This window comes from Halomicrobium sp. HM KBTZ05 (assembly GCF_041530035.1).
GTDB lineage: Archaea > Halobacteriota > Halobacteria > Halobacteriales > Haloarculaceae > Halomicrobium.
Genome location: NZ_CP168057.1, coordinates 425,578 through 439,621 on the forward strand (window position 1 = coordinate 425,578; position 14,044 = coordinate 439,621).

The window sequence follows — 14,044 nt, forward strand, 5'->3', positions numbered from 1 at the left end:
TCTACAGCCGGCAGTATCACTCGACGGTCAGCTCCACGTCGGGCATCGAGAGGAAGGCGGTCTCGTAGCCCTCGTGGCGAGCGACCTGTGGAACCGAATCGACGGCGATCGTCAGCTCGTCGCCGGATTCGACGCCGTCGACTGCGCTCCCGTAGTGATAGCCAAGTTCCGGATCGATCGCGGCCGACAACGAGTCGTCCAGGACCGCCTCGCCCTCGCGGGTGAGCGTCGCGGACAGCGACATGGCCGGCAGGACGTAGCGGTTGTACGGCGTCCGGGGGGCGACGGCGAGGTACGGCTCTCCGTCGCGGTCAGTCACTGCCACGACGAAGGTCGCGTCGCCGGTCTCGCCGGTTCCGACGATCCGTCCCGGAAGGTCCTCGCGAGCGGGCGCGACCGAGAGGGGCATCTTCATCTCCATCGGTTCGAGTGCGCCGGGGTCGCCGGCCCCATCCAGTTGCTGGAAGCTGATCTCGTTGCGCCGGCCCCGGCTGAACTCCCACTCGAACTCGGCGGTGACCGGCTCTGCGAAGCGATCTGCGAACGCGCCGAGCCGGTCGATCCCGAGTCCGCCGGCTTCGACCGTGACGGTGTAGGTGCCGTTCCCGTCGAGCGAGACGTTGTCGCCGTAGTGAAAGCCCATGTTCTGTGAGAGCATGGTCCAGGGGGTGCGCTCGTCGACCGTCTGGCCGTCCTGTTCGATCGTGACCGAGAGCCCGCTCCGGACGGGCAACACCTGTCCACTGTCGGGATCCCAGACGCTCGCCATCAGGTGGGCGTCGGCGTCACCGGCGGAGACGCGTGCGGTGTCGCCCACGTCCATCGTCCAGAACCGGTGGGCGTAGGAGTACATCAGTCCGATCCGACGGTCGCCCGCGTCGGTCATGCCGATCATCTCCATCCCCTCGACGTGTGTGGGGTAGTAGACCGCGTTGGGCCGTTCCTCGACGACTGGCGGCTCGCCGACGGCCTGGCTTTCGAGGAGTCCCGAACAGCCGGCCATCGCGGTCGCACCGAGCCCGGCGACGCCACCGAGGAGCGATCGACGCGTGTACTGCGATCTGTCCATACCGGCGCTTGGCACTGGTCCCTCTATAGCGATGTGGTCTGACCGTCGAAGACGCTACGGGCTGGGCCGTGGCAGCGCACGCGACGAGCGTGGCGGGACGAGGTAGTTGCCCCGTCGCTGGACGGTCATGTACTGGAGAATCCCGTTGTTGAGTCGCGTCCCGACGCTCGACTCCTCGCTCACGTCGCTGCCGTTCATCGCCGCTCGCGTCGCGACGAAGTCCGCGATCGACGACTGCAGCGAGAGGAAGTGGACGCCGGCCGCGCCGTCGTCGGTCGAGTCGAAGTCCCGGCGCAACAGGACGGGCGTATCGTTCTCGTCGCGTGCGCGGGCGCTCTTCTGGGCGTGACCGACGATCCCGTGGCTGCCAGCGTCGGCCTCGACGTCGTCGACGCAGTCGCCGACCTGATTGTCGTCGCCGAGGTTCTCGCCGACGCCCTCGACGCGGTCGTCCTCCGCGTGGGCCGGGCAGAACATCTTCGCGACGCGCTGGGAGCGACTGTCCTGATTGTACCACTGGTCGAGGTGGAGCCGGATCTTCGAGAGGTGCTGGGTCGTCCCACCGGCGAAGGGGCCGCTCTCGATCGTGACGCCGCCCTCGCTGGCCTGGTTCTTCTCGAAGCCGGACTCGAAGCCCATGAACAGCGGTGCGTCCTCGTCGACGGGTTCGTCGTCCGGAATCCCGTCCACGTCCTGGTTCTCCGCGGGGAGGCCGTCGCCGACGAACCCGGTCCGCTTGTCGACGCGGTCGAAGATCTCGCCGAAGCCGGACACGTCGACGCCGTTGAGCGTCGACCGTTCGCCCATCAGGGCCTGTTCGGCCCCCAGGACGACGCTGCCGTAGTCGCTGGCGAGGTGTAGCACCGCGTCTGGTTCGTCGAGTTCCGGGTCTTCGAACGGGGCCAGTGCCGTGGGCGCTGGCAGCGCGACGCCGTCGAGGTCGGCGTCGTATCGGTCGAAGTACGCGGGCGAATAGCCCGCGGTAAAGAGCAGTCCCTCGTTGCTCCACGGGTAGGCTCGTTCGAGCGACCGGAACGCCGCTTCGACGGTCTCGCGCGCGTCGTCGTCGGGGACGCCCGTCTCACTGTACTCGACGAGCAAGAGGGCGTGGTGACGGGGGATCCGGACGTTTCCGTGGTCGTCTCGTGGCAACGCCTCGTTCCAGGCGTGCTGGCGGTCGGGGACCGACGAGGGATCTCCGGTCGCCAGATCCGGGGACTCTCGTTCGAGACAGGCCGACAGCGCGGCCGACCCGCCGATGGCCACGGCCGCCTTGACGAACTCGCGCCGTGAGACACCGCGCTGGGTGGGTTGCATCGACGGTCCTAGGCACGCCACTGCAAATATCCTTCTGATACGGATTGTCGTCGTCTTCCCGGTCGGCCGTGAGTCCTGAACCAGTTCGCACCGCGGCGGAGCGGACCCCGCGACACGGTGACCGCCAGTAGCGTGTCTCCGTCACTGCTCACACGGACTGGGCTAAGTCGTTAAACGAAATGGGATATCTCTTAACGATCGATCTCTCGCGACGACGCGATCTCGCCGTCGCTCTCCGGTGCTTGTCCCAGTCTTCTTCGACAGGAGCGGCCCACTGCCACCAGACGGTCGAATCGATGGAGTGACATCTCAAACCACAGTGGTGTTGTTGTCGCAGTGGGGTTCTGATCACCGTTAACCTGATCGGGTACAAGTACATTTGTTGTTCACCAGATTATTTCGAGCGAAAAAACGATTATTTATTTTGAGTTGGCGCGATACGTGAGACAACGCCACAACCCTTTTTGATGATCACTGTGATGGTGGGGTAGGCTTTCACTGGTGATTCAGACATGTCGAAATTAAATTTGGACGATAATTTGCCCGGTTTTTCGCGTCGTAAGGTCCTCCAGAGCGCAGCTGCACTCACTGCAATGTCACTTTCGGGCTGTTCGGATCAGCTCGGTGGCGACGGTGGTGACGGCGGCGACGGTGGTGACGGCGGCGACGGCGGCGTCGATCCCGTCCAGGACCGCGTCACGGTGGATCCATCGGAGATCGAAGAAGGTGGGACGTTCAGGGCCGCGATCGGAAGCGGTCCGGACACGTTCGACTTCGCGTACAGTAGCTCCGCTACGGCTTCGATCCTCCACAACCTCATCTTCGAGGGAATGGTGACGACCAGCGCGAGCGGGGACATCTATCCGTGGCTCGCCGAGTCCTACGAACAGGTCGACGTACAGGAGGCGTCGCCGGCCGACTACGCCGACTACATGACCACCGTCCCCTACACCGAGACCGAAGACGGCGGGATGGTCATCGACACGGACGCACAGATCGTCCTCGAACACCCGGACAACGATCCCGCCTCCGGCGACGACGCCCGCGTCCTGACCGTCGAAGAAGCGGGCGACGCCGTTGCCGACGGCACCTACGGGATGCACTTCCGGTTCGACCTCCACGAGGGTGTCACGTTCCACAACGGCAACGAGATGACCGCCGACAACGTCGTCGAATCCTACGAGCGGATTCGAAACTCGACGCTGTCGGGCCAGTACTACGACTCGATGCTGGACATCCAGGCCGACGGCGATTACACCGTCCACCTCTACGTGCAGGAACCCGACGCGGCCGCGGTGCTGGAACTCGGCCAGGCACCAATCTATCCCTCCGAGTCGGCGACGCTCCCGCCCGAGGAGATGGACCCCCGACAGGGCAACACCCCGATGGGGACCGGGATGTTCGAACTCGACGAGTTCCAGGAAGGCGAGTACGTCGTGTTCACCGCCTTCGACGACTACTGGTTCGACACCGAGATGAAAGACTGGTTCGAGGGTCCCTCGGAGTTCCCGAACGGTCCGGTCGTCGACGAGGTCGACATAGCGTTCGTCTCGGAGGACGCCTCCCGGTCCGCTGCCCTCCAGGAAGGCGAGATCGACATGAGCTACGGGCTGACCGCGAGTACGCTCAACGACTACCAGAACTCCGAAGACTTCCGGACGGCCCCGACCGACGGTGCCGGCTACACGTTCCTCCAGCACCCCGTCACGGTCGAACCCTTCACCGACAAGCGGATCCGACAGGCGATCAACCACCTCATCCCGCGTGAGACGATCGCCCAGAGCGTCTTCTCTGGGTGGGAAAGCCCGGCCTGGACGCCGCTGCCACCCGTCGCTGCCTCGACCGGGACCGACGACTACGAGCAACTCGTCGAAGACGGCCGCGAGTACAACGAACTCGACCGCGAACGCGCGACGGAGCTCATCGAAGAAGCAATCGACGACAACGGCTGGGAGACCCCGATCGAGATCCAGCTTGAGACTAACTCCGACAACGACGACCGCGTCCGTACCGTCGAACTGATCCAGCAGTCGCTCAACCAGTCGGAGTACTTCGAGGCCTCGCTGGAGACCTACGAGTTCCTCGACTTCATCGGACAGCTCCTGAGCGAGGAGTACTACGACGACGGCAAGTTCGCCTTCATCGGACTCTCGGGCGGGTTCAACCCACACGGCTACGCGAAGTCCGTCCACTCCCAGGACAACTTCGCCCAGTGTTGTAACTTCCAGAACATCGACGACGACGACCTGAGCCAGCTGCTTCGGGACGCCCGGTACGGCGTCGACGTTGCCCAGGACCCCGAGCTCAGACAGGAACGGTACAACAAAGTCTGGGAACGCGTCCTCGAACTCAGCGCCAACTCCTACGGTACGCACAGTACGCTCGTCGGTGTCGTCGACGACACCGCCGTCAACGGGTTCAACACGTATCCGAGCACGCAGGACATCATCGGATACGGACTGTTCGCCCCACAGGACGAACAGATTACGTACCTCAGCAGATAACGAGGACAACGTATGGGCCTTCGACGTTTCATCGTCAAACGAGTACTGCTGACGATCCCGATACTGTTCGGTGTCTCGATCGTCACGTTCGGCATGGTACATCTCACGCCGGGCGACCCGATCGACGTGTTGGTGTCGTTCAACCCGGATGTCGGTCCGGCCGAAGAGGCGGCGTTGCGCGAACGATACGGATACGACCTCCCGGTCTGGGAGCAGTATCTGCGCTGGATCGGAAACGTGTTACAGGGCGATCTCGGTCCGGTCATCACCCGCTCTGGTGTCAGCGTCAACGACGTCATCATGAACCGACTGCCCGAAACGATCGTTCTCGGGCTGTTCGGATGGGTGTTCGCACTGGTCATCGCGATCCCGACGGGGATCTACGCGGCCGTCAACAAGGACGATCTGGGCGACCACGTGAGTCGCTTCATCGCCCTCTCGGGCATCTCGATCCCGAACTTCTGGCTCGGCCTGATGCTGATCCTGTTCGGTGCGCTGGTGTTCAACATCTGGCCGGTCTTGCCCCCGCGGAACGGACTGTTGAGTCTGGACACGCTGTGGTTCCTCGTGATGCCCGGCATCACGATCGGGACCGCCTCTGCCTCGACGCTGATGCGGATCATGCGCTCGTCGATGGCCGAGGAGCTCAACAAAGAGTACGTCACTGCTGCGCGCGCGAAGGGGCTCCCCGAGCGAACGGTGATCCTCAAGCACGTTCTGCGTAACTCTCTGATCTCGGTGACGACGGTCGCGGCGTTCCTGACGGCCAACATCGTCGCTGGCTCGGTCGTCGTCGAGGTCGTCTTCAGCTGGCCCGGACTGGGCCGAGAGTTCGTCCAGGCGATCACCTCCCGCGAGGTCAATCTCATCCTGGCGATTACGCTGTTTACCGGCGTCGCACTCGTGCTCGCGAACCTACTCGCAGACATCGTCTACGCGATGCTGGACCCACGGATCAGATACGACTAACTATGTCTACGCAACGAGGACGGATACAGATCAGCGGTTTCGACACGGAACAGGTGACCGAACGGGAGCCACTGTCCGACTGGACAGCAGGTGGAACGGGTGGCGGAACGGAGGGGCGCTGGCACCGCGCCTGGCGGCAGTTCAAGAGCAATCGGACGGCGATGATCGGCCTCTCGGTCGTCGCGATCATGGTGGTGTTGACGACGTTCGCGCGGCCGGTCGAGATCGCAGGCATCACCGTCCAGCCGATCTCGCTCGCACCCTTCGAGCCGCAGAAGAGTCTCTTCCTCGAACCCGGTTTGAACGTCGAGGCGTACGACCCGCCGTCGCTGGCCCACCCGATGGGGACCGACGCCTCGGGTCGCGACATGTTCTCCCGTGTGTTGGTCGGCGGCCGCGCGAGCATCTCGATCGGCTTCGTCGTGGTCTTTATCACCGCCGGCTTCGGGCTCGTCTACGGTGCCGTCGCGGGCTACTACGGCGGCTGGGTCGACGAGGTCATGATGCGGATCGTCGACACGGTCTTTGCCTTCCCGGCGCTCGTGTTGGCGCTGGTGATCATCGCCATCCTGGGTGGTGGCTACTGGCAACTGGTCGCGGCCTTCGCCTTCCCCGGCTGGGCCGGCTACGCACGACTGATACGCGGTGAGATCCTCTCGGTCAAACAAAACCAGTACGTCACGGCCGCACAGGCGCTCGGTGCCCGTGACCGGTCGGTGATCTTCAGACACATCGTTCCCAACGCCATCGCGCCCCTGATCGTCCAGGCGTCGCTGTCGATCGGGACCGTCGTCATCGGCGTGGCGGCGCTTGGCTTCCTCGGTCTCGGCTTCCCGCCGGGCACCCCCGAGTGGGGGACGATGCTCGACGCGACCCGCGAGACGCTCATCCAGGGGCCGGGCGGTTCGATCCCGTGGTGGGCGACGGTCTTCCCCGGTGGAGCAATCTTCATCTTCGTGATGGCCATGAACATGATCGGTGACGGCGTCAACGACGCGCTGGACGCCCAGAGCAACGTCGACGTCGAACAGGGAGGTGGTAACTGATGGCCCTCGTCGAGATCAACGACCTCACCGTGAACTTCTACACGGAAGAGGGGGTCGTCAGGGCCGTCGACGACCTCTCGTACACGATCGAACGCGGCGAGAAGTTCGGCGTCGTCGGCGAGAGCGGTGCCGGCAAGAGCGTCACCGCCATGTCGCTGATGCGCCTGATCGAGGACCCCGGCCAGATCGAGAGCGGCGAGATCCTGTTCAAAGGCGAGGACCTCCTGGAGATGAGCGAAGAGCGCGTCCGGTCGATCCGTGGCAACGAGATCGCCATGATCTTCCAGGACGCCCAGACCGCGCTCAACCCCGTCTACACCGTCGGCGAACAGATCTCCGAGGTGATCAGACACCACCTCGACTACGGCGAGCAGGAGGCAAAGGAGCGGACGATCCGCCTCCTCGACGAGGTCGGGATCCCCGAGGCGGAAGCGCGCTACTCGGACTATCCCCACGAGTTCTCCGGTGGGATGCAACAGCGAGCGGTGATCGCGATGGCGCTGTCCTGCGATCCCGACCTGTTGATCGCCGACGAGCCCACGACTGCCCTGGACGTGACCATCGAGGCGAAGATCCTCGACCAGCTCGAGGACCTCGCCGACGAGTTCGACACGTCGATCCAACTGATCACGCACGACCTCGGCGTGATCGCACAGGTGTGCGATCGCGTGATGGTGATGTACGGCGGTCGCCCGGTCGAGAAGGCACCGGTCGAGGAGCTGTACTACGACCCGAAACACCCCTACTCGGTCGGGCTGATGAGCTCGATTCCCCGGATCGGGGACACCCGAGAGCGCCTCCAGACGATCCCCGGCACGATGCCGGACCTCGTCGACGTTCCCACGGGCTGTAGCTTCCACCCCCGTTGTCCGTACGCGGAGGAGGCCTGCACCCGCAAAGACCCGGTGCTGGTCGATCCCGAGACCGGTCACGAGGCCAGCGGCGACCCGGACGAACACGCCGCCGCCTGCCTGGAGTACACCGGCGATCTGACCGGCGGGCTGGACTACACCGTCGAAGTCGAGGGCGAGGAGCCACAGATCACACCGGGTGATCAGCGTGAGTAGAACGATCCTCCGAACCGAGGGGCTCACGAAGTACTACGAGAGCGACGAGGGCTTCGTCGACCGACTGCTCGGCGAGCCACAGCTGGTCAGAGCCGTCGACGGCGTCGATCTCGAACTCGAAGCCGGCGAGACGCTGGGTGTCGTCGGTGAGAGTGGCTGCGGGAAGACGACGCTCGGCCGCTCGATGCTCCAGCTCGTCGAACCCACCGAGGGGTCGGTGTACTACCACGACGGCGAACAGGAGATCGACCTCACCGAGGTCTCGAACTCCAAGCTGCGATCGCTGCGCACCGACCTCCAGTACATCTTCCAGGACCCGTTTTCGAGCCTGAACCCGCGCCTGACCGTCGGCGACATCATCGGCGAGCCACTGGACATCCACGACATCGCCAGCGGCGACGCTCGCATGGAGCGGATCTACGAACTCCTCGAGACGGTCGGGCTCAACCCCAGCCACGCCAACCGTTACCCCCACGAGTTCTCCGGGGGCCAGCGCCAGCGTATCGGCATCGCGCGAGCACTGGCGGTCGATCCGGAGGTCATCATCTGCGACGAGCCCGTCTCGGCACTGGACGTGTCCGTCCAGGCCCAGATTCTGAACCTGCTCGAAGACCTCCAAGAGGAGTTCGGCCTCTCCTACGTCTTCATCGCCCACGACCTCAGCGTCGTCGAACACATCTCGGATCGGATCGCGGTGATGTACCTCGGTGAGGTCGCCGAAGTCGGTTCGACCGAGTCGGTGTTCAACCCGCCACACCACCCCTACACGGAAGCGCTGCTGTCGGCGATTCCCGAGCCCGACCCGCTCTGGGAGGCAGACCAGACGCTGCTGTCGGGCAACGTCCCGTCGCCGATCGACCCGCCAAGCGGCTGTCGGTTCCACACGCGGTGTCCGCGGGTGATCCAGCCAGACGAGTACGACCTCGACCAGTCCGTGTGGCGTGCCGTCATGGACCTGAAGATCCGGCTCTCAGAGACCGACTCCCTGGAGTCTCTGACGGCGATTCCGGCCGACGAAGACACCGATCCGCACGACGCTGGCCGGGACGAACTGGACCAGCTCGTCCGCGAGGAGTTCGGGCTCCCCGAGCAGGTCGGGGACTCCCAGGTCGAGTCGGTGCTGTCCGACCTGGTCGACGACCTGGCCCAGGCGGATCTGGACGGCGCGCGCAGCCGTGCGACGGAGGCCTTCGAGTCGCCCTGTGAACGACGGGACCCGCCGTTGACTCACACCGGCGACGGCCAGCAGATCGCCTGTCTGCTGTACGAGGACGACTATCCCGATCCACCGGCCGTCCTCCGCGACGGCGAACTCGCGGGCGACTGACCTCGCCGTCCGCGCGGTGATCGCACCGTCGCGGTCGGGACGACTGGACGCGGCCGGGACGCCAAGGTTTTTGCTCGTTCCGACCCGCCGTACAGTCGATGCGCGGACTGCTCGGTGGGGGACCGCCAGACGACGTGGACCCCTTTACTCCGGACGACGATGACGACGAGTACCGACCACAGTCGGCTCGCTCGGTCAACAGCAGCCTGTTGAGCCGGTGGCTCGTCCCCAGGGCGATCCGTCGCCGGGCGATCTCGCTGTCGATCGAGACGCCCCAGACCGAGTACGAACTCGGGAGTGCGATCCCCTTTCGCGTGACGATGAAAAACGCGCTGCCGATCCCGATCACGCTGACGACGCGGTCGCCGGTGCTGTGGGCCTGGACGGTCGACGGCCTCACCGAAGCGTCCCACGTCGACCAGTACGACCCGCCAGACGAGGACGGCAAACTCCACTTCGATCGGGGCGAACGCAAGCAGTTTGCCGGCGAGTGGAGCGGACGGTTCCGGGTGACAGAGCGCGAGTGGGAGCCGGCCGACCCCGGCGAGTACGCCCTCGGCGCACACGTCAACGTCGACGGACACGAGAGTGGGCCTCTCGCCGACGAGTGTGTCGTTCGACTCGTGCGCTGAGGGTAGTGTTCAGATACGCCGTTGCTCCTTCTGACTTGCAAACACCGAACGCCCTCGGCTCGATCCGTCCCGGACGACGCAAGCACCTACTGGAGCGCAGCGAGTCCCGGAGCGGTCGAGCACCGCGAGGGCTTTCGGTGCGTTCTCTCCAGTTTCCTTCTCTTATCTGAACATCGCGGCAGTGAAAGCCCGACCAGTTTTGACGGCCGACCACCAAACCCCTCTATGACAGAGTTCTCTGTGGTGGAGCGCGTTCGCCGACCGGAGTACACCGGTCAGAACCGCTGTGTCCCCTGTACCGCCGTCAACGTCGTCATCGCTGCCGTGGTGAGCACGCTCGTCGGCGTCGTCGTCCCGCCGGCCGGCGTCGCGGTCTTCGTCGCCTCGCTGGTGTCGATCTACCTGCGTGGCTATCTCGTCCCCGGGACGCCGACGCTGACCAAGCGGTACCTCCCCGAGTCGATTCGTGCGCGCTTCGACGACCACGAGGCGGACGACGAGGAGTTGGAGATAATCGAGAAGATCGAGTACCACCGCGAGAACGCCGTCGAGCCCGAACAGTTCCTCGTCGACGAGGGCGTCGTCGCCCGCGACGACGGCGACCGCTTCACCGAGGACTTCGCGGCGTTGCGAGACGAGCACGTCGAGGCCAACCGCGACTCGCTGCGGGAACCGGCGACGCTGGCGACCCTGTTCGACGCCGCTCCCGACTCGGTCGCGACGACGGACCGCGACTACCCGGCCATCGAGATCGACAACCGGATTCGCAAGTGGCCAAGCGAGGCCGCGCTGCTCGCGGACGTGGCGACCGACGCGGCGATGGCAGCGTGGACCGACCGCTGGGCCGACGTGCCGGTCGAACAGCGCGGGACCATCCGCGAGGAACTGCGCACGCTCGGGGACGACTGTCCCGCGTGTGGCGGCCAGATCACGACGACGGCAGACACCGTCGAGTCCTGCTGTGGGCTCCACGAGGTGATCGCCGCGGAGTGTGGCTCGTGTGGCGATCGACTGCGCGAACTCGACGAGAACCACGAGGCGAAGCTCACTCGCTAATAGGGATCGGGCGGTTTTTTCTCCCGGACGCCTCTCTCCTCGCGTATGGCAGCGTTCCAGACGCTCGACGACCTCGCAGACGGACAGCGCGTCCTCGTCCGCCTCGACCTGAACTCGCCGGTCGAGGACGGCGCGGTGCAGGACAACCGCCGGTTCGAACGCCACGCGAAGACGGTTCGGGAACTCGCGGACCGTGGCTTCGAGACCGTGTTGATGGCCCACCAGGGCCGTCCCGGCCGGGACACGTTCGTCTCGCTCGAACAGCACGCCGACATCCTGAGCGGACACATCGGCGGGGACGTGGACTTCGTCGCCGACACCTTCGGCGAGGACGCGCTGGCCGCCATCGACGCCCTCGAAGGCGGCGACGTGCTCCTGCTGGAGAACACCCGGATGTGTGACGAGGAACTGCCCGAGGAAGACCCCGAGGTCAAGGCCGAGACGGAGTTCGTCCGGACGCTGGCCCCGGCGTTCGACGCCTACGTCAACGACGCCTACTCGGCGGCCCACCGCTCGCACGCCTCGCTGGTGGGCTTCCCGCTCGTGCTCCCGGCATACGCCGGCCGCGTCATGGAGACCGAGTACGAGGCAAACACCGCCATCGCACAGAAGGAGTTCGACGGGCAGGTGACGATGGCCGTCGGCGGGACGAAGGCGACCGACGTGATCGACGTGATGGACCACCTCGGCGACACGGTCGACGACTTCCTGCTGGGCGGGATCGCGGGCGAACTGTTCCTGCGGGCCGACGGCGCGCCCGTGGGCTTCGATCTCGATCCCGACCTGGATCTCTACGACTCCCAGTGGGAGGACAACCACGAGCTGATCGAGCAGATCCTCGAAGAGAACCGCGAGAAGATCACGCTGGCGACGGACATGGCCTACGCCGACGAGGACGGCGACCGCACCGAGATGGACGTAGCCGACATCGACGAGAAGACGGTCTCGTTCATGGACGTGGGCACGGACACGGCCGAGCACTACGCCGACGTGGTCCGGGACTCGGAGGCCGTCTTCGTGAAGGGTGCGCTGGGTGTCTTCGAGGAAGAGCGCTTCTCCGTCGGGACCGTGTCGGTGCTGGAAGCGATCGCCGAGACCGACTGCTTCTCGGTGGTCGGTGGCGGCGACACCTCCCGAGCGATCGAGATGTACGGCATGAGCGAGGACGACTTCGGACACGTCTCGATCGCGGGCGGGGCGTACATCCGCGCGCTCACCGGGGCCTCGCTGATCGGCGTCGAGATCCTCCAGCGGGAGTGACGGCCCGTCCGGACGACCGCGTCGCCCTCGTTACCGGGGCTGGACGCCAGACCGCGTGAGCGCCGTGCCGGGCTGATCGACACCGATTTCCACGCCCGGCCCAGCATATCGTGTATGCACGTTGGGATCGTCTCGGACACTCACGACGACACGGACCTCGTCGCGGCAGCGATCGAGCAGTTCGACGCCGTCGGCGTCGACGCCGTCGTCCACTGCGGTGACTTCGTCGCACCGTTCTCGGCTGCCCCCTTCGAGCACGAGTTCGACTTCTACGCGGTCCGGGGGAACAACGACGGCGAGTGGGCACTCGCCGCCCAGATCGACGAGTTCGGCACTTACCTCGGTGAGATGGGTGAGCTGACCCTGGACGGCGTCGAGGTGGCCGTCTACCACGGCACCAGCCCCGCGATCGTCGACGCGCTGGTCGAGTGTGGCAACTACGACTACGTTCTGCACGGCCACACCCACGAGCGCGTGCTCGAAGAACACGGGGGCACCGTCCGGATCAACCCCGGTGGCATCCCGATCGAGACCGCACCCGAACCGCTCCACGTCGCCGTCCTCGACACCGAGTCGGGCGAGATCGAGTTCCACCGGCTCTGAGCGGACGACCGGCTGTCAGTCTGTGAACGAACCCGCCACCTCAGTGGCGAATCTCGAAGTGACTGCTGGCAGTATCAGTCGTCGCTCGCGGCGTCGCGGGTCGGCACAGTCGTGTCGGGCTCTATCCCCGCGAGCCCGCAGCCGATCCCCAGGGCCTCGTTGGTGCGCTCGACGCTCTCGGGGCCGTCGGCGAGGCCGGCGATCGCCCGGATGGCGTCGACGTTTTCGGGGACCACGTCGGCCTCCTGGTGGATCGCCTGGAACAGGTAGCAGTCAGCACGGTCGTCCGACAGGGGCTCGACGGTCAGGGACTCGGCCCAGATGCAGTTCTCCCACACGTCGCCGCGGGGTCGGCCCGCGTCGCGGGTGTACTCTTTGAGCTTGCCCGCGCCGTCGATGCCCAGCCGTTCCGGGATCACGAGCAGTCGCCCCTCGGCGGTCAGTAGCTCGCGAACGTCCTCGGCGGTGGGCGTCGCCCGGAGCGTGAGGTTGATCGCATGGGTGTGCATCAGCGTCGCGGGCACCTTCATGCCCATGGTGTCGATCGACAGCTCCGGGAAGACCGTCTTGACGTCCGGTGCGTGGTGGGAGGGGATCGAAACGGGGTCGGGCAGCGTGTCGTTGATCGGTCCACGCCCGGTCTGTGAGGGATCGCCGCCGCGTCGGACCAGCGTCGCGCGCACCTTCTCGATCCCGTAGCGTTCCTCCAGCGGTGCCAGGACGCGTGACAGCCCGGTCGTGTTACACGAGACGACGCGGGCGGCGTCGGCACCGACCGCCTCGTCGTAGTTCGCCCTGGCGTTGAAGCTGACGGGCGCGACGCTCGCGTCTTCGCCGCCTTGGTAGATCGCTGGCGTCTCTAACTCCTCGTACAGCGCACGGTTTCGCTCGCCGACGCCGGCCGGCGTCGCGTCGACGACAACGTCGCTCGCAGCCACGAGCTGGCGGACCTGCCCTGCGACGTCGATTCCAGCCGCAGTAAACGGCGTCGTCTCTGCGGCGGCGAAAAGCGAGTAGCCCCGATCACGAGCGATCTCGGCCTCGTAGTCGGGTGTTCGTTTGGCGACCCCGGCGACCGTCATATCTGGTTGTGCACGAACGGCGTCGGCGACCCGTTTTCCGATGGTGCCAAAGCCGTTGATGCCCACGCGGAGCATACACGGAGGTTCGCCGGTGGCGACCATATTCTTTATG

The 14,044-nt window shown here is 65.5% G+C and carries 12 protein-coding genes; 9 read left to right on the forward strand and 3 right to left on the reverse strand.

All coding sequences use genetic code 11. The annotated features are described in order from the left end of the window. Positions 1-16 precede the first annotated feature (16 nt). Positions 17-1,069 carry an iron transporter gene (locus ACAH01_RS02245; protein ID WP_372480107.1) on the reverse strand — a complete coding sequence of 351 codons (1,053 nt, stop codon included), beginning with the start codon at positions 1,067-1,069 and terminating at the stop codon, positions 17-19. Positions 1,070-1,123: 54 nt separating this feature from the next. Continuing rightward, entirely contained in the window at positions 1,124-2,386 is a 1,263-nt protein-coding gene (locus ACAH01_RS02250) for a Tat pathway signal protein (RefSeq protein ID WP_372480108.1), read from the reverse strand. Between the two features lie 593 nt (positions 2,387-2,979). On the opposite strand from ACAH01_RS02250, the gene ACAH01_RS02255 reads away from it, so the two are divergent. The 9 genes from ACAH01_RS02255 to ACAH01_RS02295 all read left to right on the forward strand — a co-directional run bounded on the left by ACAH01_RS02255 (position 2,980) and on the right by ACAH01_RS02295 (position 12,850). Further along, positions 2,980-4,890, forward strand: coding sequence for an ABC transporter substrate-binding protein (locus tag ACAH01_RS02255; RefSeq protein ID WP_372480109.1), 1,911 nt, complete (start codon positions 2,980-2,982; stop codon positions 4,888-4,890). A gap of 12 nt (positions 4,891-4,902) precedes the next feature. Beyond that, complete coding sequence (locus tag ACAH01_RS02260; protein ID WP_372480110.1) at positions 4,903-5,859, forward strand: ABC transporter permease; 957 nt, start codon at positions 4,903-4,905, stop codon at positions 5,857-5,859. A 2-nt stretch (positions 5,860-5,861) separates the two neighbouring features. Further along, the gene (locus ACAH01_RS02265) at positions 5,862-6,905 is read left to right on the forward strand and encodes an ABC transporter permease (protein ID WP_208627330.1); all 1,044 of its coding nucleotides are present in this window, start codon (positions 5,862-5,864) and stop codon (positions 6,903-6,905) included. After that, positions 6,905-7,972: an ABC transporter ATP-binding protein gene (locus ACAH01_RS02270; RefSeq protein WP_170092755.1), complete on the forward strand. Its 1,068-nt coding sequence runs from the start codon at positions 6,905-6,907 to the stop codon at positions 7,970-7,972. The genes ACAH01_RS02265 and ACAH01_RS02270 overlap by 1 nt, the downstream gene beginning before the upstream one ends. Continuing rightward, positions 7,956-9,299 carry an oligopeptide/dipeptide ABC transporter ATP-binding protein gene (locus ACAH01_RS02275; protein ID WP_170092754.1) on the forward strand — a complete coding sequence of 448 codons (1,344 nt, stop codon included), beginning with the start codon at positions 7,956-7,958 and terminating at the stop codon, positions 9,297-9,299. Before ACAH01_RS02270 ends, ACAH01_RS02275 begins: the two co-directional genes overlap by 17 nt. Positions 9,300-9,397: 98 nt before the next feature. Further along, positions 9,398-9,931 carry a hypothetical protein gene (locus ACAH01_RS02280; protein WP_372480111.1) on the forward strand — a complete coding sequence of 178 codons (534 nt, stop codon included), beginning with the start codon at positions 9,398-9,400 and terminating at the stop codon, positions 9,929-9,931. A 225-nt stretch (positions 9,932-10,156) separates the two neighbouring features. Beyond that, entirely contained in the window at positions 10,157-10,987 is an 831-nt protein-coding gene (locus ACAH01_RS02285; RefSeq protein ID WP_372480112.1) for a hypothetical protein, read from the forward strand. 45 nt (positions 10,988-11,032) lie between these two features. Next, complete coding sequence (gene pgk, locus ACAH01_RS02290) at positions 11,033-12,247, forward strand: phosphoglycerate kinase (protein WP_372480113.1); 1,215 nt, start codon at positions 11,033-11,035, stop codon at positions 12,245-12,247. A gap of 114 nt (positions 12,248-12,361) precedes the next feature. Further along, positions 12,362-12,850 carry a metallophosphoesterase gene (locus ACAH01_RS02295; protein ID WP_170092750.1) on the forward strand — a complete coding sequence of 163 codons (489 nt, stop codon included), beginning with the start codon at positions 12,362-12,364 and terminating at the stop codon, positions 12,848-12,850. Between the two features lie 74 nt (positions 12,851-12,924). Here the strand turns inward: ACAH01_RS02295 and ACAH01_RS02300 are convergent, their stop codons facing one another. Beyond that, on the reverse strand, positions 12,925-14,007 hold the full coding sequence (locus tag ACAH01_RS02300; protein ID WP_170092749.1) for a type II glyceraldehyde-3-phosphate dehydrogenase: 1,083 nt from the start codon (positions 14,005-14,007) through the stop codon (positions 12,925-12,927). Between the last annotated feature and the right edge of the window lie 37 nt (positions 14,008-14,044).